Below are 22,434 nucleotides of genomic sequence, written 5' to 3' on the forward strand. Positions count from 1 at the left end.
TTCACCTGACCAGCATGCCTACAGGGAGGGCTGGACTCCGAAGGCCACTGCGAGCTTCATGATCTTCTCAGCACGGCCCAAACGCGGAAGGTCCGAGCCATCGCGGATCACGCGGCCGTTGGCTTCGAAGTCGCTCATGAAGTCCGTGGCCCAGGCAACGTCCGACGGTGTGGGGCTGATGACCTCGTTGATCACGGTGGTCTGATCGATTGCCAGGCACAGCTTGCCGGTCATGCCCATGGTCACCGTGATGCCCGTCTGCTCGCGCAGGATGGGGTGGTTGGTGCCCACGGTGGGACCGTCGATGGGGCCCGGGAGGTTACCAACGCGGCTGGCGACAACCAGCTTGGCGCGGGGGTAGGCCATGGCCTCCGGGGTGGCCGCCATGCCGGTGTCGCGGCGGAAATCGCCGGAACCGAACGCAAGGCGGAAAGCGCCCTGCGCACGCGCGATGTGGTTGGCTTCCTCGATGCCCAGAGCGGACTCGACGAGAGCAACAACGGGAGTCTTGCCGTCCATGCGGTGGTAGGACTCAGTGACTTGGTCAGCGGACTCGGTCTTGGCGAGCATGACGCCCAGCAGGCCCGGGGTGCCGCGGAGGCCAGCGAGGTCGTCCGCCCAGAACTTGCTGGTGGCGTCATTGATACGGACCCACGCCTTGCCGCCGGCAGTGAGCCAGTTGACCACGTTCTCGCGGGCCATGTCCTTCTGGGACGGGTCAACGGCGTCTTCAATATCAAGGATGATGGCGTCTGCCCGTGAACCCGCGGATTCGTCAAAAAGCTCCGTTTTCATGGCATTCACAAGGAGCCATGAGCGGGCGATGTCGGCGGGAATATTGCGGGTAGGCCGAACTGATTCGGCGGCGATGCTAGACGTCATGTATCTACCGTATCCGCCCTGCAGCCCGCACAGCGAAGAATTGCGCTCCGTTGTGAGGATCAATACGAACTAAACCCCATATGACTGTGGGGTCCGGCAGTATGAACGCCCGACGCCGGTACGCGCCAGTCATATCCGGCTCGCCTGTAGCTGTTGTTCACAGGGCTCAACACGGCGTCTTTGTGTCCCCGGGTTGCCGGGAATGGCCCCGGATTTCCTCCCGTTTCGGGCTGTTTCGCAGCGTTTCCGGGCGTTACCGCAGCACTTTCCACCCGGCGTCGGGATGGGCTTACATCGTTCCCAAGCCGTTGCACGGACATCCCAACAGATGCCCCTGCCGGCCACCCAACACATTGCAACCCATCGAAAGTAGCTCCCATGAAACTGCACCTGCCCCTGCTGAGCGTCGCGGCCGCCGTCGTACTAGCGCTGACGGTGTCCGGCTGCGGCGGTGCAGCTGAAGCCGGACAGGGCGGCCCGGCCGGCACCGAAGTGAAAGAGCTCCGGTACCAGGGCTCGGCCAACAACGTCACCTTTCCTGAACTTGCCGCGGACCTGGGATACCTCGGGGACCTGAAGTTGAACTGGGTGGGAAACACCACCAGCGGCCCCCAGGACATCCAGTCGGCAGCAACCAACCAAACGGACGTGGGCGGTGCCTTCTCCGGTGCGGTGGTCAAGCTCATTGAAGCCGGCGCACCGGTCAAGGCCGTCACCAACTACTACGGCTCTGATGAGAAGACGTTCAGCGGCTACTACGTCAAAGCTGACAGCTCCATCAAAGAACCCAGGGATCTGATCGGCAAGAAGATCGCGGTGAACACGCTCGGCGCGCACCACGAAGCCGTCATCAACACCTGGTTGACCAAGAACGGCCTCAGCCAGGACGAGATCAAGCAGGTCCAGTTGGTTCCGCTGGCACCGAACGACACTGAGGAAGCCATCCGTCGCGGCCAGGTGGATGCCGGGACACTGGGCGGGGTGCTGCAGGACCGGGCCATTGAGGCCGGTGGACTGAGATCGCTGTTCAGCGATGTGGAACTGTTCGGAACCTTTGCCGGCGGACAGATTGTGCTCCGCAATGACTTCATCGAGAAGAACCCGAACACCACCCGCACGTTCACCACCGGTGTTGCCAAGGCCATTAAGTGGGCTGCGGAAACACCCCGTGAGGAAGTCATTGCCCGCTTCACCAAAATCATCGAAAGCCGCGGACGCAACGAGAGCACGGCCAACCTGAAGTTCTGGAAGAGCCCGGGAGTCCCGGACGCAGGAGTGATCAAGGACGAGGATTTCACCCGTTGGGAGGCCTGGCTCAGTTCAGCGGGCATCGTCAAGGACAAGCTCACCCCGTCCAAGTACTACACGAACGAGTTCAACGAGCTCGCTGCAGCGAAGGGATAGCCATGACCGCCAAAATCAGCCTCCGGAACGTTACCAAGGAATTCACGGTCCGGGCCACCAAAACAGCCGCCGCCTCGCGGCTGACCGCCATCGATACCCTCAGCCTGGACGTCCGCGACGGCGAGTTCCTCACCCTGGTGGGGCCCAGCGGTTCAGGCAAGACCACCCTCCTGGACCTCCTCGCGGGCCTTTCCACTCCCACCTCCGGTGAAGTCCTGGTGGACGGCAAGGCCGTGACCGGGCCTGGTAAGGACCGGGCCGTGGTGTTCCAGCAGTATGCGTTGTTCCCATGGCGGACTGCCTCGGCAAATGTCTCGATCGGCCTTGAAGGCGTGGGGCCAGACGGCAGGAAGCTGAACCGGAGGGAACGGGCCGCGAAAGCCAGTGAATACCTGGCGTTGGTGGGACTGGCGGGCTTCGAGGACCGCTACCCGCACGAACTTTCCGGTGGCATGAAGCAGCGCGTGGCGATCGCCCGCAGCCTGGCTTACGAACCGGATGTGCTGCTGATGGACGAACCGTTCGCTGCCCTGGATGCCCAAACCCGCGAGCAATTGCAGGATGAGCTCCTCAGGATTTGGAAGGCCACGGGCAAGACGATCGTTTTCATCACGCACGGCATTGACGAAGCCGTGTACCTCGGCGAGCGCGTGGCCGTGCTGAGTGCGAGGCCGGGCAGGCTCAAGGAAATTGTGGACATCAACATCCCGGACCGCGACGGCGATGAGGACATCCGCTCCCACCCGGCGTTTGTTGAGCACCGCCATCAGGTGTGGACGCTCCTTCATGACGAGGTCCGCCGTGCCCAGGACGCCGGCCATCGCAAGATCCTGCCCGATGGCAGCGCACCGGACGAACCGGCAACCACCATTGAAAGGAGTGCCGCCTGATGAGCACCACGTTGACGCAAACAGAAGCCGCGCCCACGGCGGGCCATGCCCCGGAGCCCGGCGCCGCCGTCGAACGTTCCCTTACCCCGGCGGTAACCACAGAACGCACGACGCCGGCACCTGGCCTGGTGCGGAGAGTTACCGGGGCGGTGGGGTCCGGTTTGTGGAAGTCCGCAGCGATCCTGGCCTTCCTGGCGCTGTGGGAGCTGGGACCGACGTTCCTGGCCAGCCCCTCCACCCGGGTGTTCCTGCCGCCGCTGCACGAGGTACTCCTGGCGTGGGGGAAGCTCTTTGAAGCAGGCACCATTCAGGGCCACATTGCGGCCAGCCTTACCCGATCAGTCACAGGGTTTGGCGCGGCGTTGGTGGCAGGTGTCTCCCTTGGCCTGTTGATTGCCTGGTACGGACGCCTGAACTCGGTCCTGAACCCGCTGCTGGAGCTCTTCCGGAACACCGCAGCGTTGGCCCTCCTCCCAGTGTTCACGCTGCTGCTGGGCATCGGCGAGGAATCCAAGATCAGCATTGTGGCCTACGCCGCGTTCTTCCCGGTGCTGCTGAACACCATTGCCGGTGTGAAGACCGTGGATCCGCTACTGATCAGGGCAGCGAGGTCACTGGGTCTGAACAGCTTCAGGCTCTTCCAGAAGGTCATCCTGCCCTCGGCCGTGCCCACGATTTTTACCGGCATCCGGATGGCCGGCACCGCATCCATCCTGGTGTTGATTGCCGCTGAGATGGTGGGAGCCAAAGCCGGACTGGGATACCTGATTGTGAACGCGCAGAGCAGCTTCCTCATCCCGGACATGTATGCGGGCATCCTCACGGTGTCTTTGCTGGGGCTCGGCGTGAACTTCCTGCTGGTAGCCCTTGAACGGCATTTCTCCCGCTGGCGGACCGCTGTTGGCGCTGCCGCTTCCTGACCCACCCCGCGGCACCTGCCGCAACCAACACAACAAGATCCAACACAACAAGATCCAACACAGCAAGATCCATCACAACAAGATCCATCACAACAAGTAAGGAACATGTCATGACTGTCATTACAGAAACCAAGCTCGAGTTCGCCAAGCTGGGCTCACGCATCGGTGCCGAAATCCGTGGCCTGGATATCAGCGGTGACCTGAGCGAAGACACGGTGGCTCAGATCCGGGCAGCGCTCAACGAGCACAAGGCCTTGGTTTTCCGCGAGGCCAACATTCTCACTGACGAAGCCCAGGTGAAGTTCGCTTCGCATTTTGGTCCGCTCACCAAGGCACACCCCACGGTTGCTTCAGTGGACGGCGAAGAGAATGTCCTGCCCGTGGACAGCGAGAACGGCTCGGCCAACAACTGGCACACGGACGTCACTTTTGTGGTCAACCCGCCGCAGGCTTCCACCCTGCGCAGCATCGACCTCCCGGCCTATGGTGGCGAGACTTTGATCGCATCCTCCGCCGGGGCGTACAAGGACCTCCCTGACGAGCTGCGCAGCTTTGCGGACAACCTGTGGGCCATCCACACCAATGACTACGACTACTCGGTGCCCAAGAACCTTGAGCATTCAAACGCGGAGGAGCGTCGCAAGGAGTTCACCCGCCTGAAGTTCGAAACCGCCCACCCCGTGGTGCGGGTCCACCCTTTGACCGGCGAGCGCGGATTGTTTATTGGGGGCTTCGCGCAGCGGCTCAGGATTGTGGGCTTGTCCAACACCGAATCGAAGGACATCATCCGCCTGCTCCAGGCGTACGTGACCCGTCCGGAGAACGTGGTGCGGGTGAACTGGGAACCCAACCAGGTGGTGTTGTTCGACAACCGCATCACCCAGCACTACGCGCCGGATAACTACGACGGCCAGCCGCGCAAGCTGAACCGTGTGACCATTGCCGGGGATATTCCGGTAAGCATCGATGGCAAGCCCAGCCAGTCCTTGCAGGGTGATTCGAGCACCTACTCCGTGGTGGCACCGGTCAGCAACGCCTCGTAGGCGCACACCATGTGTTGCTGTCCTCACCCAACTGAGTCGCAGGTCAGGAACGTTTTGAGTCCTCAAAACGCCCTGTACTGCGACTCAGTTGGGTTAAAACCCGTGCTAGGGGATGTTGTTTCCCCTGGCTGCAACCCACAGCCCGTACCACTGCGCACGGGTCATGGTGGCAGCAACGGAGGCGGCGTCGGCGCACGCCTTAATGCGTTTGCCGTTGGTGGTTCCAATCACCGGGGAGATCCTGGCCGGGTGCTTCATGAGCCACCCCAGCAGTACTGATTCCGGCGTGGTGTCCTTCTCCGCCGCCAACTGTTCCAGCATGGCCGCGGTAGCCGCTTCAGCCGGCGACAACTCTTCGGGGTTTGCCCCGGTGTAGCGTCCTTGGGCCAGGGAACCATATGCCTGCAGTTCAATCCCCTGGGTCATGCAGTGCTCAAGAGTTCCATGCGGGAAGCTGTACTCCAGCCCCTCCGCGTGGTTGACCAGCACAGTGCTTTCCAGCCAGTCCCGCCGCAGCAGGCTCATTTCCAGCTGGTTTGCCACGATAGGCGTCTCCAGCTGGTTCTGAAGGTATTCGATCTGCGCAGCAGACATGTTGGATACACCCAACTGCCGCACTTTGCCTTCCGCCATCAACTTCCCGACGGCGTCCGCCACCTCGCGCGGGTCCAGCAGAGGATCGGGCCGGTGCAGGAGCAGCACGTCCACGTAATCCGTCTGGAGCCGCTTCAGGCTCTGGTTGACCCGTTCAAGAATGGCGTCCCGGCTGAGATCGTAATGGGTCTCGAGGCCGCGCTCACCCAGCCTGATCCCGCATTTGGTCTGCAGCAGGATTTTTTCGCGCAGACCCTGCGAACGGGCAAGGACTTCACCAAAGACGGCCTCGGACTTTCCGCTGCGGTAGATATCCGCGTGGTCGAAAAGCTCTACGCCAATTCCCTGCGCGGCTTCGATCACCGCAGCGGCATGATCGATCTCCGCGGCCCCATAGGATGTTCCGTCCCACGGACCGCCAAGTCCCATGCAGCCATAAATAAGGCGTCCCCGCCCGTTCGCACTGGTCATAATTCAGTATTGTCTGCCGCGTCAGTAACTTGCCGCAGCCGCTTAGGCGTTGCTGACAATCCAGGCGGTGGTGTCAGAGGGCAGCTTTCCGTCCTCCAACGGGCCACTGGATACCACCACGTTCCCTTCCGGGAGCTCCACGGGGCTGCTTCCGAAGTTGGTTACTGTGTGCCAGCCGCCGGGACGGCTGAAGTGCAGCACCTCCGGGTTGCCGGTTTCAACCCACTGCAGTTCCTCGTCCGTCTGGAGTTCGCTGCGCAGGCCCAGCGCCTTCCGGTAAAGCTCCAGGGTGGAACCTTCCGCCCCCTCCTGCTTGGACACCGCATAGTCCTTGAACCACGCCGGCTGCGGGAGGTGTGCTTTGCCCGCACCGAAGCCGAAGGACGGGCCTTCCTCGGTCCACGGCAGAGGCACACGGCACCCGTCCCGGCCAATCTCCACGCCCGGGTTGCGGAAGAAGGACGGGTCCTGGCGTTCGGAATCAGGAATTTCCGCGACTTCACGCAAACCGAGCTCTTCACCCTGGTAAAGGTAAGCAGAACCGGGGAGCGCCAGCAGCAAGAGCGTGGCGGCGCGTGCACGACGCAAGCCAAGTTGGACGTCGAGCTCTTCGGCCGGAGCACCGGCCAGCAGCCAGCCCTTGCCGTCCTGGCCCTTGGGTTCTCCCCCTGTGATGTCCTGCGCCGCATTGGTTCCCTGGGCTACGGAACCGCCCTTGGGAAGGCCGTAGCGGGTGGCGTGGCGCACCACATCGTGATTGGAGAAAACCCAGGTGGAGGAGGCGCCGGATTCTTTGGCCGCCACCAGGTTGTCCGTAATGATCTTCTTGAACGAGGCAGCATCGAAGTCGGACTGCAGGAGATCGAAGTTGAAGGCCTGTCCCAGTCCTTCGGGGCTGGCGTAGCGGGAGCGGCGGGACTCATGGACCCAGGCCTCGGCGACGGCGGTGCGCGGCGGGTTGTACTCGTTGAAGAGCTTGCGCCACTCAGCGTAGACCTCGTGAACTTCATCGCGGTCCCAGAACGGGTGGGAACCGTCGGTGAACCCATCGGTTCCATGGGCTTTGGCTTCCAAATCAGCCTTCATGGGCAGGGGCTCTGAAAGGTCCTTGGCCATTCCGTGGGCCACATCGATCCGGAAGCCGTCAACGCCACGGTCAGACCAGAAGCGAAGGGTCTTCAGGAAGTCCTCGCGGATCTCCGGATTCTCCCAGTTGAAGTCCGGCTGCTCCTTGGCGAAGATGTGCATGTACCACTGGCCCGGCGTGCCATCGGGCTCGGTGATCCGATCCCAGATAGGTCCACCGAAGACCGAGTCCCAGTCCGAGGGCGGCAACTCGCCGTTCTCTCCCCGGCCGTCGCGGAAGATGTAGCGCTCACGTGCTGCGGATCCCTTGGGTGAGGCCAGGGCTTCCTTGAACCACTCGTGCCGGTCCGAGGAATGGTTGGGGACGATGTCCACCACGATCTTGATCCCTGCGGCGTGCAGGGCTGCGGCCATCTCGTCGAAGTCCTCAAGGGTGCCCAGCTTCGGGTCAACGTTGCGGTAGTCATCGACGTCGTAGCCGCCGTCCGCGAGCGCCGAGGGGTAGAACGGACTCAGCCAGACGGCGTCGATCCCCAGCTCTTTGAGGTACGGAACCTTGGCCGTGATGCCCTTGATGTCTCCGAGGCCGTCACCGTTGGCGTCGTAGAAGCTGCGCGGGTAGATCTGGTAGACGGCCGCCTGGCGCCACCAGTTCGGATCGGCCATGCGGTCTGCGTCTGTACGGTCTGCCTGAGTGGCGGAAGTGCTCACGAAACTCCTTTGATTTAGAATCTAAATTTATCTCCGGGACCAGTATGAAACGCCGGTCCGCTGAAGGTCAACAATCCTCAGCCCTTTACAGCACCCTGTGTCACACCCGCCATGACCCACCGCTGGGTGAACAGGTACGCAACAATCGCCGGAGCCATGGCCATCAGGTAGGACGCGAATGAGACGTGGTAGTTGTTGCTGAACTGCGTCTGGAAAAGGTTCTGCCGAACAGGAAGCGTCTGCATGGCCGGATCGGAAATAATCAGCGACGGCATCATGAAGTCATTCCACGCATAAAGGAAAGCGAAAATACCAACTGTGGCACTCATGGGTGCCAGAAGCGGGAAGATCAGTTTCCAAAACGTTTGCCACGTGGTTGCGCCATCAATCCGGGCGCTCTCCTCCAACTCCATGGGAATGGAGCGCAGGAACGCGGTGAAGAGCAGCACGCTGAAGCTCAACTGGAACATGGTGGCCAGCAGGATGACGCCCAGGGGGTTATCCAGGCCCAGGCGTCCGGTGAGCTGGATCTGCGGCAGTGCAACAACGGGGAACGGAATGAACATGGCCCCCAGAAGGTAGAAGAACGAGTACCTGAACAACCGCCGCTCCCAGTTGCGAACGATCGCGTACGAGGCGAAAGCAGCCAGCACGATCGTGGCCAGGACGGTCCCCGCCGTCACCAGCAAAGACATGGCCGCACCTACGGGAAAGTTGGTTAAGGTCCATGCCTGAACAAAGCCGTCGAGGCTGAACGGGGCCGGAAAGGAAAAGGCGTTCCCGTCAACAGCCTGCCCCTGGGTCTTGAACGCCATGGAAACCGTGACGTAGAGGGGAAGGAGTACCGTCACCGCACACAGCACAAGAACAGTGGTTGCCGGCCAGTTGACGCGCTCTACGGTGTTGCCGGATTTTCTGGTGATGGATTTGTTGGTGGTGGGTTCGATGGTCATGGATTGGTTGGTCATTACAGTGCATTCCGTCCGCGAGTCAGCGAGAGCTGCAGGAGAGAGATCAGGATGGCCACCACAAAGAAGATGGTGGCGTTGGCCATTTGGTAGGCGTAGTCACCGCCGTTGAAGCCGGAGATGACGGTCATGGCGATACTCCTCGTCGAGGTCCCCGGTCCACCGTTGGTCAGTCCCACGATGATGTCGTAGGCGTTAAGGAAGCCCTTGAACCCAAGGATGATGTTGATGACCACATAACCGGCAACTAATGGCAGCGTGATCTTCACCAGCTGCTGGAATTTGCCCGCGCCATCAATTTCCGCGGCTTCGTAGACGTCTCCGGGCACCGCAACCAGGCCGGCAATGTAGATGAGCAGGGCCCCGGGCACTGCCTGCCAGGCCGTGACAAGCACAATTGCCACCCAGGCCAGGTCAGGGTTGGCGAGCAAGCTGCTTTCCAGCCACGGGATTCCTGCAGCAGTGCCCAGCGCGGGCAGCGAGTTCGAAAACAGGAAGTTGAAAACGTAGGCAATGATGATGCCGGATACCACCATGGGGATCACAAAAATGGTCCGCAGGGCTGACTTCATCCGGATGCGCGAGGTCAGTCCCACGGCCAGCAGGAAAGCCACCACGTTAACGGCAATCACCGTGACCAGGGAGAACCCGAAAGTGAAGAGGTAACTCTGCAGGATGGCCGGGTCACTGAATATTGCGATGTAGTTGGTCAGCCCAATGAACTTCCAGTCGCCAATGCCAATGGAGTCCGTGAAGCTGAAGAAGATGCCAATGATGCCCGGGATGGTGATGGCCAAGGTGAAAAGGATGAGGCTTGGCACAAGGAAGAAGTAGAAGATGGGCTCAACGCGCCGCTTTTTGTGCTGGCCTTTGGCGCTCCGATCTTGAGAGCTCCTGACCTGGCTTTTGCGCGGCTGGGGACTCTTTTGGCTGTTCTGCCCGGAGGTGGTTGAGGTGCTGATACTGGACATATGTCTGACTCCCTATGGCTGCACTACTGGCGGAAGGCCAGGCGCGCCCAATCTGCGTCGAGGGTGCGAAGGGTGGCTGCAGGGGACGCGCCGAACACGATTGCCTGCGTGTAGTTCATGATGGGGATGGTGCGGGGAACCAACACCGACGGCCCCTGATAGACCTTTGCCTCGTTGTAGTACTCCACCATCCCTTCAATGCGGGGATCGGGGACGTTCGCTGCATCCTTGGTTGGCGTGAAACCCAGCTGGGATTTGTTGTAGGCATCAATCACCTCAGGCCGGTACAGGTACTCGAGGAACCCACGGGCAGCATCCTTGTGCTTGGATGCCTCAGGAATCCACGCCGCGAGGTCCACGTTGACGCGGACGCGCAAGTCATCAGGGTCCTCGGTCATGGGCAACGGGAAGGTTCCGAGCTGTAGATCCGGGGCGGTCTTGGCGATCTCGCTGAAGGCCCACGGTCCCTGCAGATACATGGCAGCCTTGCCCTGCGAGAACGCCAGGTTGCCATCGCCGTACGCCCGGCTGGCAGCATCCTTGTTCACGTAACCCTTTGCCAGTGTCAACATCTTCTGGACGGGCTGGTCAAAGTCCTTCTGGAAAGATGCCGATGACTCCGGCCCCACATTCACCCCTTCGGCATCAAGTTTCCTGAAGAAGTCCAAGGTGTCCAGCTGCCCGCCCACGGAGTAGTCGAACCACCCTTGGGCGATGGTCCAATCGTCCTTCCATGTGGCATAGAACGGCGTCACACCGGCAGCTTTGAGCGCTTCACACGCTGCGATCAGTTCGCTCCAGGTTGTGGGCACTTTGATGTTGTTGGCCGCGAAAATCTCTTTGTTGTAGATCACCGAGGATGCCATGACGGAGTACGGAAGCGCACTGGTCCGGCCGGGGTAAGAACCGTACTGATCCATGAGCGGCTTAAGATCCTCCCGGATGCGGGACGAAGCAGCCGTTCCGGAGAGGTCGCTCAAGGCTCCGCGCTGTACGAACCTGGAGGTTTCCATGTTGTAGTTGGCCAGTGCAATGTCCGGCGGATTCCCGCGAACGAAGCTGGCGGACACCACGTCCACTCCGGAAGTGTCCAGGACTACCTCAGTGTCATCCTGCGAAGCGTTGTAATCGGCAACCAGTTTGGTCATGAACCCTATGGCTTCACGTTTGCTGAACGTGAAGCGGATGGTCTCTTTCCCCGGCTCCCCCGCGCCCGAATCCCCCGAGCCTGCATCTCCCGTGCAGCCGGAGAGAAGGCCAGCAATCAGCGCCAAGCCCAACCCCACAGCCGCGAAGTGTTTTCTGCGTGTCAATTTCACAGACACCGTAGCCCTTTCCTCTTGCGGACCTCAGTGGCCGCCTTTCATGGTGCAGCGGCATGGACAGCTGCACCTGAAGTTTAGATAGTCCATAAATTTATGACCTATCGTTAAACATGGTGAGTGATTCGCGCCACAGGGTCAAGCGTTCGGGGAAATGCGTCGTCATCTAAATTTATGCACTAAATTTAGAGAGACAGCTCTATCGTTCGGATGGGGCCTCTGGGAAGTGGGAGCCTCACATGCAGTCCGGGACGGCACCGTCAACACAACTGGTCCGCAGGGTCAATGCCGGCGCAATGCTCAAAGCGATGCGCGGCGCAGGCATCGTCACCGGTACTGAACTCATGGCCGCTACCGGGCTGTCCCGTGCCACCGTCATCTCCATCTGCGACGAACTCGTCCGGCTTGGCTGGCTTCAGGAATTGGAGAACCAGCGGGGAGCGGGCGACTACGTCAAGGGCAGGCCTGCACGGCGCTTTGTCTTTGATGACAGCGCCGCCAGTGTGATCGGGATCGACATTGGTGCCACCAAGATCACCGCGATCGTGGCCGATATGGCAGGCACTTCCTTGTCCCAGGTCACCATGCCTTTCCGCGCCTATAACGTCCCCGCCGATGAACGCGCCGACGTGCTGGACCGCATCGCCGCTGACGCCCTGGAGAAAGCCGGCGCCTCAGCGGATTCTGTTCTTGCCGTATCCGTGGGCGTGGCCGCCCCCGTGAGCCGTCAAGGCGAAGTCCTGAGGGCGCAGGAATTCTGGAAATCCTTTGATGTGCGCCGGATCGTATCCGAGCGCCACGGCTGGCACGTCCTTCTTGAGAACGATGCCAACCTCGCAGCCCTTGCAGAACGATGGCAGGGCAGCGCGCAAGGGGTGGATAACCTTGTTGTCATGCTTGCCGGCGATCGCCTGGGATCCGGCATTCTCGAATCAGGCCGCTTGCTCCACGGCCAGGTTGGTGGCTTTGGCGAACTGGGATACCTGGACACCGTGGACGGAGTGGGTGATACCTACGGGATCGCCCACTACGCTGCCCTGTGGGGCCGTGAGCTCCTGGACGCGGGTGCGGAAACTGCGCTGCGGACATTATGCGGCGGCAACCCTGAAGCCCTCACCGCCGAGATGGTTTTCCGGGCAGCAGCGGACGGCGACACTGCAGCCAGCGAGATCCTGGACCGCATGGCATTGCGCATGGCCCGGGTTGTTGGGTCCATCAGCACGTTGGTCAACCCTGAGTTGGTGGTCATTGCCGGAGCCGTGGCAGCATCCGCCCAGGCTTTGATCCCTGCCATGGAAAAGCAAGTGCCGGAGTTCACCTTCACTCCCCCGCGCCTGGCAACCTCCAAGCTCGGCGATGGCATTGTCTCACTCGGCGCAATTCGCCATGCCCTGGACTACGTGGAAGAACATGCGCTGGATCTCTACCCGGCGTCGCTGGCCAAGCAGGAGGAGCCGCTGCCCAAGCAGGAGGATCCGCTGGCCAGGAAGGTGACAGCAGGCTAGTCCGGCATGGACATGGTCCGCAGGTCCAATTGCCTCAGGACCCTGTCCGCTACCTCGGGATCGGTGCCCGGCTCGTTGCGGGCCGCCACTACCTCCTGGCGGGCGGCGTCCAAAGCAATGGTTTGCACGGCGATGGAGAGTTCCCGTCCGCGCTTGCGTTTCTGGGCAACGGATTCATTCTTGAGGGTGCCGTCCAACAGTTCCGCGTGGAGGCGGCGCATCTTCTCCTTGACCAGATTAACTTTCTCGGCAGGGAGTTCCTTCATGAGGTCATGTTCCTTAAGCGCAGCTACGGCAGCGGACTGGGCCCGCTTGGCCAGGACCTTTGCGGCATCCTGCTCATGTGATCCATCCTCTGTTGCATCCAAAACCCGCATGAGCCATGGCAGCGTAAGTCCGGGAAGGACCAGAGTGGCCAACAGCACCGCGCAGGCAATCACCAGGATCTCGTGGCGTGCCGGGAAGTCGCTGCCGTCCGGCAAGGTCATGGGCAGTGCCAAGGCCAAAGCCAACGTGGCCAGGCCGCGCATGCCGCACCAGGTGAGGATCAGTACTTCCTTGGGCGATGTTGGCTGCAGCAGGTTCCTGCGCTTGCGTGCAGTGAGCGCAAGCAACCCCAGCCACAGGAAACGCACCACGAACACCAGGACGCAGATCACCACAGCCATGCCGATCATGCCAAAAATGGCAGTGCCTTCATCGCGGATGACGTGACGGATTTCCAGGCCAACCAGGCCAAAGGCCAGCCCGGTTGCCAGTAGCTCCACAACGTCCCAGAAGGCGGTTCTGGTAATACGTTCAGCGGCATCCTGCGGCCGTGTATGGCGCTGCAGTTCCAAAGCGGTGACGACGACGGCCACCACACCTGAGGCGTGCAGCTCTTCGGCGAGGATGTAGGCGGCGAAGGGAACCACCAGGGTGACGGCACTGCGGGCAACCATGGATGTCACCAGCGTGGTGATGAACCTGGTAAACCAACCCATCGCGATGCCAATCACCACGGCCAGCGCAGCGCCAATGACAAACTGCGGAATGACCTCAGGGCCAACTTCCTTGCCGGACATGGTTGCCGCCACCGCGGCCTGGAAGATGACAATTGCCGCAGCGTCGTTGAAGAGTCCTTCGCTCTGGAGGACGGTGATAAGCCGGCGGGGCATATGCACGCGGCCCGCCACGGACTCCACAGCAACGGGATCCGGCGGGGCCACCATGGCACCCAGGGCGATCGCGGCGGGAATGCCGATTCCCGGAATCATGAGCCACGCAGCACCGGCCACCACCGCAGTGGAAACTACCACCAGTGCCACGGCCATCAGCAGCAGTGTCCGCCAGCGGACACGGAACACGGCCCAGGAACTCTTCTGCGCCGTTGCGAACAGCAGCGGCGGCAGGAAGATGGGCAGGATCAGTTCAGGCGAGATCTCAAACTCGGGGAAGCCCGGAATGAACGTGAGCCCAACGGCAAGGAGCAGCATCAGCACAGGGTAGGGAAGCCGGAGCCTGTCCCCCAGGCCCACTGCCACCACCGTGGCAAGCAGCAACCCGACAATGAGCGCCAACTGATCCATTTTCCTGCTTCCCCTGACGTTGCACGGCACACCCGTGCCCCGTGAAAAAGTTCCCTACCAACATATCCCGGCGGGATGGAAGCGCCCGGTCAGTCCTCAGTGAGGGCACTCACCACATCTTTGTTTCCGTCGGTGAATGCGATGGTCCGGTGAATGGTCCCCGGCAGTTCAAGCACGGCGGCTGTCACCAGTGCAACGTTGGCCCGGGAAGTGTCCGTGCCATTGCCGGGGTTCTCCGGGTCGGTCCGGATCAAACCTGTGGGAGGTTCATTGGTGAGGGTTCCCGGGCCCAGCACGGTCCAATCAAGCTCAGTAGCGCGCAGGTAGTCATCTGCAGCTGCCTTGGCCTCGGCGTAGGCGAAGAACGGGTTGTCCGCAGGCACTCCATGGTCCTTGGCAGCGCCGATGTAGGAAACCATCACGTACCGTTTGACTCCGGCCTGGGCTGCTGCGTCCATCGAACGGATTGCCGCGTCGCGGTCCACGGCGTAGGTCCGGTCAGGATTACCTCCACCCGCACCGGCTGACCAGACCACGGCGTCATGGCCCTTGAGCGCGTGGGCGAGTTCCGCCGTCGTCGAGTTCTCCACATCCAGCACCTCCGCCGAGGCGCCGGTCTCCGTGACATCTGCCACATGTTGGGGATTTCGAATGAAAGACGTGACGTCGTGACCTTCGCCACTCAGGATGCGGGACAGATGCAGGGCCACTTTCCCGTGGCCGCCAATGATTGCGATTCGGCTCATGGACCCATTCTGTCTTACGACATGAAAAAAGACCCCGCAGGCGAAAAGCTGCGGGGTCTTGCTCTGTAGCGGTGGGGAGGCTCGATCTCCCGACCTCACGATTATGAGTCGTGCGCTCTAACCAACTGAGCTACACCGCCACGAATGAGAAAAACCTGTGTCAAGCCGGTCAAAACCGCCTTGACACAGGCCCTCATTCAGAGCCCCCCACCGGAATCGATCCGGTGACCTCGTTCTTACCAAGAACGCGCTCTACCACTGAGCTAGGGGGGCAACGAGTAAATACTCTACCGGACGTTTTCAGAAGCTACAAATCGGCGAAAAAACGCGGAAAAGCGGCGCCGACACAATTTGCGAAGACGGGCATTCCTTGATCTATTTTTGGCCCGGAATCAGGAGGTTTCAGGGCAGCCGCAGCACCTGCCCGGGGTAGATCCGGTCAGGATTCGGCACGGTGTCCGCATTGGTTGCGATCAACGCTCCGAGGTCTACGCCGTACTGCGCAGCGATCCCGCTCATGGTGTCACCCTGCTCCACCACAACCTCCGTGACCCTCGGCGCCACCGGTCCTGGCTGCCCACTCCCTGCGGCAGCCTCAATGGCGGCTTCCTCGGCCTGTGGGCGGACTTCCGGGGCCTCCGGGTCCAGGCCCTCATTCGCGGCCTCCTGGGCCGCTGCAGCGTCCGCAGCCTCCTGCTGCCGGGCTGCCTGAGCAGCAGCAGTTTCCGCTGCAGCCCGCTCTGATGCAGAAACCTCGACGGCGGCTGCGTCCTGCGCTGCCTGGTTCACCGCGGTCCGGTCTACCGAAGTTGCTTCGCTTCCCTCGTCTGCGCCCTTGCCGCCGAAGCCCAAATTCTTCTTCACGTTGTCCAGCAATCCCATGGAGCACCCTCCTGCGTTCTGCTTGCGTTCAGCCGTCCCTCGATCGTACGGCGGGGCACGGTCCCACGGAACCCCGTTAAACACGTCAGGGGGCCGGCTCGAAAGCCGACCCCCTGACGGGAACTACTTAGTGATTACCACCAAGGAAGTGTTTACCACTTACCCTTGCGGTTGAAATCGCGGTGTCCGCCTTCGCCGCCACTGCGGGGCTTGCGTGCACCGTCGCCGTGACCGCCAAAGCGGGAACCGCTGGCCTGGCCGCGATCGCGGTCGCCAAAGCTGCCTGCAGTGCGCTCGGAGCGGTCGCTGTAGGAGCGGCCACCACGGTCAGCGGAGGTACGCTCGCCATCGGACTTGCGGAAGTCCTTCTTGAATCCGCCGGCACCCTTGAAGTTGCCGCCGCCACGGTTTTCGCGATCGCCGTAGCCACCACGTCCACCAGCGCCGCCACCTTGGTAGCTGCCACGGTCGCCACTGGGCCTGCGGCCGTTATCCAACTCGAGGTTGATCAGCTCGCCACCAATGCGGGTGCGGGACAGTGCGCGCAACTGATCGGCGCTCAGGTCTGCCGGGAGCTCCACCAGGGAGTGATCCGAGCGGATGTCAATGCCGCCGATCTGTGCGGAGGAAATGCCGCCTTCGTTGGCAATCGCGCCAACAATGGAGCCCGGCATGACGCGCTGGCGGCGTCCCACGGAGATCCGGTAGGTGGCGTTGCCCTCGGTCAGTGCACGGGTGGGGCCACGTGAACCGAAGCCATCCTTGGAGCGCTCGCGCTTCTGGTATTCCGGAGCGGCGGGCAGTTCCTTGACCAACAGCGGCTGTCCACCCTGGGCCATAACGGCCAAGGCTGCAGCGATTTCCGAAGCCGGAACGTTGTGCTCTTCCTCGTAAGAGGAGATGAGATCGCGGAATGCGGCAACATCCTCGGACGCGAGGGTCTCGGTGATTTTCTCAGCGAACTTGCCCAAGCGAAGCGTGTTCACGGTCTCAGCAGTGGGGAGGTGCATCTGCTCCACCGGCTGGCGCGTCGCCTTTTCAATGGAACGCAGCAAGTACTTCTCACGCGGGGTCATGAAGAGGATAGCGTCACCGGAACGGCCTGCACGGCCCGTACGGCCAATGCGGTGCACGTAGGACTCGGTGTCGTGGGGGATGTCGTAGTTGATCACGTGGCTGATGCGCTCAACGTCAAGGCCACGGGCCGCGACGTCGGTGGCCACGAGGATGTCAATGCGGCCTTCCTTCAGCGCGTCAACAGTGCGCTCGCGCTGCTGCTGCGGGATGTCGCCGTTAATGGCGGCAGCCTGGAAGCCGCGGGACTTCAGCTTGTCAGCGAGGTCCTCGGTAGCCATCTTGGTGCGAACGAAGGCGATGACGCCGTCGAACTCTTCAACCTCGAGGATGCGGGTGAGGGCATCGAGCTTGTGCGGGCCCATGACCTGAAGGTAGCGCTGCTTGGTGTTGGCGCCGGTGGTGGTCTTGGACTTCACCGAGATCTCAGCCGGGTTGTTCAGGTACTGCTTGGACATGCGGCGGATCTGGCCCGGCATGGTGGCAGAGAACAGTGCAACCTGACGGGTATCAGGGGTCTGCTGGAAGATCTGCTCCACGTCATCGGCAAAGCCCATGCGCAGCATCTCATCAGCTTCGTCCAAGACCAGGTACTGGAGCTCGGACAGGTCCAGGGAACCCTTGGCAATGTGGTCGATCACACGGCCGGGGGTACCCACTACAACCTGGGCGCCGCGGCGCAGGCCGGCCAGCTGCGGGCCGTATGCCGAGCCACCGTAAACGGGCAGAACGGTGAAATCGTCAATGTGCTTGGCGTAGGAGGTGAAGGCCTCCGCAACCTGGAGTGCCAGTTCACGCGTCGGAGCCAGGACCAGGGCCTGGGTCTTGCGGGACGGGCCGTTGAGGTCGTGAAGTTCAGCCAGGCGGGACAGCGCAGGAACAGCGAAAGCCGCGGTCTTGCCGGTACCGGTCTGGGCGAGGCCAACAACGTCGCGTCCTTCGAGGAGCAGCGGGATGGTGGCTGCCTGAATGGGGGACGGCTTCTCGTAGCCGACATCCTGGAGAGCGGCCAGAACGCGTCCATCGATGCCAAGATCGACGAACTTTACGCCTTCTTCTTCCTCAACGTCTGCCTTGGGAGCAGGAGCTTCGGTGAAGGCGGGGGCTGCAGTCTCAGCTGCAGGAGTCTCGACGGGGGCAGCGGCAGCAGCCGGTGCTTCAGCTTCGGCCGGAGCGGAGGTCTCTGCTACGTCAGCGGACGCTGCATCGGTGGTCTCGGCGTCGAAGTTTTCGTTGAGATTTTCGGTCATAGGGGGAAATTCCTCATCCATAGGGCAGTCGGCGCGGCCCGGTTGGGCTGGCCGCATTACTCGTCGCGAGAAACAGGAAAAGGTGCCCTGCTTTCGCAAGAAGTCCGGCGCTATCGCAATCCCATGGCAGGACTTCCCGCTGCATCTCTTGGCTGCTATCCCAGCAGTCTGTACAGCGTTTTCTTTAGCCGGCTCTCCCTATGAAAATGCCCGCACACATTTGCGGGCCCCAACACTTACCAGTCCTGCCTCAAGAATTGGGCAGGATAAAGGGATTTCCGGAGTGGGGGATATTTCAAGTGTAGGGCACAGAGGCCCATCAGCGCGACTTGGCAGAGGCACAAGCCCGGGTGAGCTTGTTCACACCCGCATCAGCCGACGCCTCGGCAGGGCTTTACAGCCCGTTTCTGCGCAGGACCTTCTCGAACACCGGGTGGTAGTCCTCCTGCAACCGGATCTCACCATCAGCCTCGGCATCGAGCAGGATCTGCACCAGTTCCGGGCTGGGTTCGCTGAACCATTGGCCCACGGTAACCCCGTGCTTGGGAACGAAGGTGCGGTGGACGTGGTCTCCCGCGGAAACGCTGCCGGTCTTGATGACCCGGAGGTAGGCACCAACCCTGCCTGCCTGCGTGAATCTCTTCACCCATTGCGGCTCACCGATCACCCGCTGGAAAGTGGCACACGGAACTCGGGGGGACGTGACTTCAAGTTCAACATCCAGGCCGATCCTCCAGCGTTCACCGATGACAGCCCCGGTGGTTTCGATTCCGGTGACCCGAAGGTTTTCGCCAAAAATCCCGGCTGGCATCTCCCGCTGCAGTTCACCGGACCAATAGTCCGCATCTGCCTGCGAATACGCGTACAGGGCTTGATCTTCGCCGCCGTGATCCACCCGGTTTGCCTGCACATCCCCGTGAAGCCCCAACTTGTGAACCTTGACAGGCCCCTCCACCGGACGCTTATCCATGCCGGTGACGCCCACGTTTCCCTGGGGGTCGGGCAGCAACTGATGCACACGGCAGACGGCAAGGAGAGAGGCTGTGTTCATGGACACCAGTGTACGGACGCGCGCGGCCAAGGCTAGGGATCGAAACGGTAGCCCATGCCCGCTTCAGTATGCAGGTGCCGGGGCTCGGCAGGATCGCGCTCCAGCTTCCGGCGCAACTGGGCAATGTAGACGCGCAAGTACTGTGTTTCCTTCGCGTACGCTTGCCCCCAAACCTGGGTGAGGATCTGCTGCTGGCTTACAAGCTTCCCCTTATTACGGACCAGCAACTCCAGAATGTTCCACTCCGTGGGTGTCAGGCGCACTTCCGCGCCGTCCTTGACGATCTTCTTACCCGCCAGGTCCACCATGAAGTCCGAGGTAGCCAACGTTGGTTCCTCAAGGCCGGTAACAATGCGGCGGGAGGCAACCCGAAGCCGCGCAAGCAGCTCATCCAAACCGAAAGGCTTGGTCACGTAGTCGTCCGCACCGGCGTCGAGCGCTTCAACCTTGTCCTCCGAGGCATGCCGGGCGGACAGCACAATGATGGGCATGCTGCTCCAACCGCGGATGCGCCGGATGATCTCAACCCCGTCCATATCCGGCAGGCCGAGGTCCAGCACCACAATCTCCACAGGTTGCTTGGCGGCTGCCTGCAAAGCGTCGGCACCGTTTCCCACAGTCAGCGCCTGGTATCCGTGGGCTTGCAGGGTGATCTGCATTGCCCTGGCAATACGGGCTTCGTCCTCCACTATGAGCACCAACGTCATTGCGGACCTCCTGTCCACAGCGGCAAGGTGACCACCATAGTCAGGCCGCCGCCCGGCGTCGGCTCCGCAGCGAGCCTGCCACCCATGGCCTCACTGAACCCCTTCGCGACCGCCAGCCCCAAACCGATCCCGCCGCCGGCGCCTGTTCCTCCGGACACCGGCGAGGACGAATCACCGAACCGCTGGAACGGCTGGAAAATATCCACCACTTCCTTGTGGCCAACTCCCCTGCCGTGATCGATGATTCTCAGTTGGCCGGCCGGCATGTCCCCCAAAGTAATCCCCTCACCCGCGCGGGCAGTCAGGACAACATCGGAGTCCGGCGCATATTTCAGGGCGTTCTCCACAATGTTGGCCACCACACGCTCCAACATCCCGGCATCGGCCTGCACCGGAGGAAGGTTGGGCGGCAGCTCATTGCGCAACCGGTCCTTCGGAACCCCCCGCAACGCCTGCGGCAACACCTCCGCCCACGCAATGCCCGTCAACAGCGGATTGACCGCGTCCGCCGTAATGCGGGACATATCCAGGAGGTTGTCCACCAAATGATCCAGGCGGTCCGCATACTCCTCAATGGTCTCCAGCAGCTCGCGTTCCACCTCCGGCGGGAAATTGACGTCCTCCTGGCGCAGGCTGCTGACCGCGAGCTTGATCCCGGCCAACGGGGTCCGCAGGTCATGCGAGACAGCACGCAGGATGGAGGTCCGCATCTTGTTGCCCTCCGCCAGGCGCACGTTGTCGCGCCGGCTCTCCACCAGCTGCTGCCGATCCCGGACAGCCACAACAAAAGCCCCGAACGCAGCCAGCATCCTCTGCTGTTGGCCTGACAACGGCCCGCCCCGCAGGAGCAAGGTGTAGTGAGGATCGACGACGGCGGCATGGTCTGCGGCGGCATGGGTCACCGGCGGGTTAGGCCCGGCACTGGCCAGCACACGCCACTCGGTTTGGGCACGTGCCGGACCCTGCGCTGATGGAGCCTGCGCAGATGGAGCCTGCGCTGATGCACCCAGGAGGGTCACCGCCTCCATGCCCAGGTTGCCGCGCACTTTCTCAAGAAACGATTCCAGGCTTCCATCCGAACTCAGGATGCGCAGGGCAAGCCCACTCAGGGCAGTAGCCTCCGCCCCGGAACGGGCCGCTTCCTGGGCCCTGCGGCTGGCAAGGCCCACCGCGAGCGCAACACCGCAGGCCACCGCCAGGAAAACCACCACCGTGAACAACGTGGTGGGATCGGCGATGGAAAGCGAACCCACGGGATCGGCTGAAAAGTAGTTGAGGAGGAAGCTGCCCAGCACCGCGGCAACCACGGCAGGCCACAACCCACCAATGGCCGCCACAGCAACAGCCACAGCCAGTTGCAGGAGCATGATGATCGCGAAATTCCGGAATCCAAGGACCGTGACCAGCAGTTCGATCCCGGGTGGCAGCAGGACAGCCAGGACCATGCCCGTGATGACCCGTCCGGTGCCGATGCCGCGGACCGGCGGGAGCCGCAGCAGCACGCCGTCGTCGCCGTAGCTGTTTGCCTCAGGTCCCGCCATGGCTACATCCTTACATGCTTCCGATCATGGGGAGTTATCCCCATTTACGGTTGCGGGCCGTGCCTGCGGGGCACGCAGCGACTAGGCTTGCTCTCAGTATTCTGGTCCGGCGTGGCGCCGGACACTTCAACGGTCTATCCAGGGGGATATACATGGGCCCGAAAGACAGCCCTGACGCAGCCGGTAATAACGGCGGCAGCAGGGATAACAACGGCGACTTCGCGGCGGGCAACAATCCGCCCAAGCCTCCTCCGTGGCAGGTGCCAAAACCCGAGCTCCACCCTGAGCTGTTCACTCCGGTTGAAAAAGAACCGGCCCCGGCACCGGGTGGCAAGCGAAAGCAAAAGCCCGCAGGAGCGCCCCAGGCAGCGCCGGCACCCCAGCCCGGCCAGCCCCTCCCGGTGATCGATCCCTTCGCCAAGGAACGCGAGCGCGGTGAGGCCGAGGCCGCCAAGAAGAAGAAGCGCTCGCATCGCCGCACACTGGTGGTGGGTCTGGGTGTAACTGCCCTCCTGGCCGGAACCATCACTGCGATTGTGGCCAGCAACAAGGATGAGGCTGAGTACGCGCAGGTCTGTTTCAACGAGGAAACCGGCGAGCGCGTTGATGACAACCAGTGTGACAACAGCAGTTCCGCGGGCCGCAGTTCAGGGGTTTACGCCTGGTACTTCTACTCCCGCGGGGCGAGTGTGCCTGCCGTGGGCCAAAACCGCAGCTCCTACCCGAGTTACACCAAAAATGTGCCCACGGATGCCAAAGCATCCAAGGGGTACAGCACCAAGGGCGGCACGGTCAGCCGCGGCGGCTTTGGCAGCAGCTCCAAAAGCGGCGGAAGCTCGGGAGGCTAG

General features: G+C 62.0%; 19 protein-coding genes and 2 tRNA genes. 6 read left to right on the forward strand and 15 right to left on the reverse strand.

Going from position 1 to position 22,434, the window contains the following annotated elements; translation table 11 throughout:
* Positions 1-18: 18 nt before the first annotated feature.
* On the reverse strand, positions 19-882 hold the full coding sequence (locus ABI796_RS14185) for an HpcH/HpaI aldolase/citrate lyase family protein (protein ID WP_141281707.1): 864 nt from the start codon (positions 880-882) through the stop codon (positions 19-21).
* A 378-nt stretch (positions 883-1,260) separates the two neighbouring features.
* On the opposite strand from ABI796_RS14185, the gene ABI796_RS14190 reads away from it, so the two are divergent.
* The 4 genes from ABI796_RS14190 (at position 1,261) to ABI796_RS14205 (ending at position 5,139) form a co-directional block, all read left to right on the forward strand.
* Positions 1,261-2,286, forward strand: coding sequence for an ABC transporter substrate-binding protein (locus tag ABI796_RS14190; RefSeq protein WP_141281709.1), 1,026 nt, complete (start codon positions 1,261-1,263; stop codon positions 2,284-2,286).
* A gap of 2 nt (positions 2,287-2,288) precedes the next feature.
* Positions 2,289-3,176 (forward strand): ABC transporter ATP-binding protein, encoded by an 888-nt coding sequence (locus tag ABI796_RS14195; RefSeq protein WP_141281711.1) that lies wholly within the window; start codon positions 2,289-2,291, stop codon positions 3,174-3,176.
* Positions 3,176-4,096 (forward strand): ABC transporter permease, encoded by a 921-nt coding sequence (locus tag ABI796_RS14200; protein WP_141281713.1) that lies wholly within the window; start codon positions 3,176-3,178, stop codon positions 4,094-4,096. Before ABI796_RS14195 ends, ABI796_RS14200 begins: the two co-directional genes overlap by 1 nt.
* A 110-nt stretch (positions 4,097-4,206) precedes the next feature.
* Positions 4,207-5,139 carry a TauD/TfdA family dioxygenase gene (locus ABI796_RS14205; RefSeq protein ID WP_141281715.1) on the forward strand — a complete coding sequence of 311 codons (933 nt, stop codon included), beginning with the start codon at positions 4,207-4,209 and terminating at the stop codon, positions 5,137-5,139.
* Between the two features lie 105 nt (positions 5,140-5,244).
* Here ABI796_RS14205 and ABI796_RS14210 read toward each other — a convergent pair whose 3' ends face one another.
* From ABI796_RS14210 to ABI796_RS14230, 5 genes are all read right to left on the reverse strand, one after another.
* Positions 5,245-6,204: an aldo/keto reductase family oxidoreductase gene (locus ABI796_RS14210; protein WP_141281717.1), complete on the reverse strand. Its 960-nt coding sequence runs from the start codon at positions 6,202-6,204 to the stop codon at positions 5,245-5,247.
* A gap of 42 nt (positions 6,205-6,246) precedes the next feature.
* On the reverse strand, positions 6,247-8,001 hold the full coding sequence (locus ABI796_RS14215) for a glycoside hydrolase family 13 protein (RefSeq protein ID WP_141281719.1): 1,755 nt from the start codon (positions 7,999-8,001) through the stop codon (positions 6,247-6,249).
* 77 nt (positions 8,002-8,078) lie between these two features.
* A complete protein-coding gene (locus ABI796_RS14220) occupies positions 8,079-8,954 on the reverse strand; it encodes a carbohydrate ABC transporter permease (RefSeq protein ID WP_373092990.1) in 876 nt (291 codons plus the stop codon).
* A 14-nt stretch (positions 8,955-8,968) separates the two neighbouring features.
* Positions 8,969-9,940, reverse strand: coding sequence for a carbohydrate ABC transporter permease (locus ABI796_RS14225; protein ID WP_174754475.1), 972 nt, complete (start codon positions 9,938-9,940; stop codon positions 8,969-8,971).
* 23 nt (positions 9,941-9,963) lie between these two features.
* On the reverse strand, positions 9,964-11,265 hold the full coding sequence (locus ABI796_RS14230; RefSeq protein WP_141281723.1) for an ABC transporter substrate-binding protein: 1,302 nt from the start codon (positions 11,263-11,265) through the stop codon (positions 9,964-9,966).
* Between the two features lie 236 nt (positions 11,266-11,501).
* Between ABI796_RS14230 and ABI796_RS14235 the strand changes: the two genes are divergently transcribed.
* Positions 11,502-12,767: an ROK family protein gene (locus ABI796_RS14235; protein WP_141281725.1), complete on the forward strand. Its 1,266-nt coding sequence runs from the start codon at positions 11,502-11,504 to the stop codon at positions 12,765-12,767.
* Here ABI796_RS14235 and ABI796_RS14240 read toward each other — a convergent pair.
* The 9 genes from ABI796_RS14240 to ABI796_RS14280 all read right to left on the reverse strand — a co-directional run bounded on the left by ABI796_RS14240 (position 12,764) and on the right by ABI796_RS14280 (position 21,586).
* A complete protein-coding gene (locus ABI796_RS14240) occupies positions 12,764-14,335 on the reverse strand; it encodes a Na+/H+ antiporter (RefSeq protein ID WP_141281727.1) in 1,572 nt (523 codons plus the stop codon). The two genes, ABI796_RS14235 and ABI796_RS14240, sit on opposite strands and share 4 nt — an antisense overlap.
* 89 nt (positions 14,336-14,424) lie before the next feature.
* Entirely contained in the window at positions 14,425-15,081 is a 657-nt protein-coding gene (locus ABI796_RS14245) for an NAD(P)-binding oxidoreductase (protein WP_141281729.1), read from the reverse strand.
* A 66-nt stretch (positions 15,082-15,147) separates the two neighbouring features.
* Positions 15,148-15,221, reverse strand: a tRNA-Met gene (locus tag ABI796_RS14250).
* Between the two features lie 61 nt (positions 15,222-15,282).
* Positions 15,283-15,354: transfer RNA gene (locus tag ABI796_RS14255), tRNA-Thr, on the reverse strand.
* A 129-nt stretch (positions 15,355-15,483) separates the two neighbouring features.
* The gene (locus tag ABI796_RS14260) at positions 15,484-15,963 is read right to left on the reverse strand and encodes a LysM domain-containing protein (RefSeq protein ID WP_141281731.1); all 480 of its coding nucleotides are present in this window, start codon (positions 15,961-15,963) and stop codon (positions 15,484-15,486) included.
* Positions 15,964-16,115: 152 nt separating this feature from the next.
* Complete coding sequence (locus ABI796_RS14265) at positions 16,116-18,287, reverse strand: DEAD/DEAH box helicase (protein WP_141281733.1); 2,172 nt, start codon at positions 18,285-18,287, stop codon at positions 16,116-16,118.
* A 394-nt stretch (positions 18,288-18,681) separates the two neighbouring features.
* Positions 18,682-19,338: an MOSC domain-containing protein gene (locus ABI796_RS14270; RefSeq protein ID WP_141281735.1), complete on the reverse strand. Its 657-nt coding sequence runs from the start codon at positions 19,336-19,338 to the stop codon at positions 18,682-18,684.
* A 32-nt stretch (positions 19,339-19,370) separates the two neighbouring features.
* Positions 19,371-20,045, reverse strand: coding sequence for a response regulator (locus tag ABI796_RS14275; protein ID WP_141281737.1), 675 nt, complete (start codon positions 20,043-20,045; stop codon positions 19,371-19,373).
* On the reverse strand, positions 20,042-21,586 hold the full coding sequence (locus ABI796_RS14280) for an ATP-binding protein (protein WP_141281739.1): 1,545 nt from the start codon (positions 21,584-21,586) through the stop codon (positions 20,042-20,044). Before ABI796_RS14280 ends, ABI796_RS14275 begins: the two co-directional genes overlap by 4 nt.
* Before the next feature lie 152 nt (positions 21,587-21,738).
* On the opposite strand from ABI796_RS14280, the gene ABI796_RS14285 reads away from it, so the two are divergent.
* Positions 21,739-22,434: a Tat pathway signal protein gene (locus tag ABI796_RS14285; RefSeq protein WP_141281741.1), complete on the forward strand. Its 696-nt coding sequence runs from the start codon at positions 21,739-21,741 to the stop codon at positions 22,432-22,434.

The sequence above is a fragment of the Paenarthrobacter aurescens genome, assembly GCF_041549525.1.
Lineage (GTDB): Bacteria > Actinomycetota > Actinomycetes > Actinomycetales > Micrococcaceae > Arthrobacter > Arthrobacter aurescens.

What these genes read in the sequence shown, in the direction of transcription:
- ABI796_RS14235 (WP_141281725.1), top strand. Translation starts at nt 11,502, where the DNA reads ATGCAGTCCGGGACGGCACCGTCAACACAACTGGTCCGCAGGGTCAAT.
- ABI796_RS14210 (WP_141281717.1), bottom strand. Translation starts at nt 6,204, where the DNA reads ATGACCAGTGCGAACGGGCGGGGACGCCTTATTTATGGCTGCATGGGA.
- ABI796_RS14205 (WP_141281715.1), top strand. Translation starts at nt 4,207, where the DNA reads ATGACTGTCATTACAGAAACCAAGCTCGAGTTCGCCAAGCTGGGCTCA.
- ABI796_RS14265 (WP_141281733.1), bottom strand. Translation starts at nt 18,287, where the DNA reads ATGACCGAAAATCTCAACGAAAACTTCGACGCCGAGACCACCGATGCA.
- ABI796_RS14270 (WP_141281735.1), bottom strand. Translation starts at nt 19,338, where the DNA reads ATGAACACAGCCTCTCTCCTTGCCGTCTGCCGTGTGCATCAGTTGCTG.
- ABI796_RS14275 (WP_141281737.1), bottom strand. Translation starts at nt 20,045, where the DNA reads ATGACGTTGGTGCTCATAGTGGAGGACGAAGCCCGTATTGCCAGGGCA.
- ABI796_RS14190 (WP_141281709.1), top strand. Translation starts at nt 1,261, where the DNA reads ATGAAACTGCACCTGCCCCTGCTGAGCGTCGCGGCCGCCGTCGTACTA.
- ABI796_RS14195 (WP_141281711.1), top strand. Translation starts at nt 2,289, where the DNA reads ATGACCGCCAAAATCAGCCTCCGGAACGTTACCAAGGAATTCACGGTC.
- ABI796_RS14240 (WP_141281727.1), bottom strand. Translation starts at nt 14,335, where the DNA reads ATGGATCAGTTGGCGCTCATTGTCGGGTTGCTGCTTGCCACGGTGGTG.
- ABI796_RS14225 (WP_174754475.1), bottom strand. Translation starts at nt 9,940, where the DNA reads ATGTCCAGTATCAGCACCTCAACCACCTCCGGGCAGAACAGCCAAAAG.
- ABI796_RS14185 (WP_141281707.1), bottom strand. Translation starts at nt 882, where the DNA reads ATGACGTCTAGCATCGCCGCCGAATCAGTTCGGCCTACCCGCAATATT.
- ABI796_RS14245 (WP_141281729.1), bottom strand. Translation starts at nt 15,081, where the DNA reads ATGAGCCGAATCGCAATCATTGGCGGCCACGGGAAAGTGGCCCTGCAT.
- ABI796_RS14285 (WP_141281741.1), top strand. Translation starts at nt 21,739, where the DNA reads ATGGGCCCGAAAGACAGCCCTGACGCAGCCGGTAATAACGGCGGCAGC.
- ABI796_RS14280 (WP_141281739.1), bottom strand. Translation starts at nt 21,586, where the DNA reads ATGGCGGGACCTGAGGCAAACAGCTACGGCGACGACGGCGTGCTGCTG.
- ABI796_RS14220 (WP_373092990.1), bottom strand. Translation starts at nt 8,954, where the DNA reads ATGACCATCGAACCCACCACCAACAAATCCATCACCAGAAAATCCGGC.
- ABI796_RS14260 (WP_141281731.1), bottom strand. Translation starts at nt 15,963, where the DNA reads ATGGGATTGCTGGACAACGTGAAGAAGAATTTGGGCTTCGGCGGCAAG.
- ABI796_RS14200 (WP_141281713.1), top strand. Translation starts at nt 3,176, where the DNA reads ATGAGCACCACGTTGACGCAAACAGAAGCCGCGCCCACGGCGGGCCAT.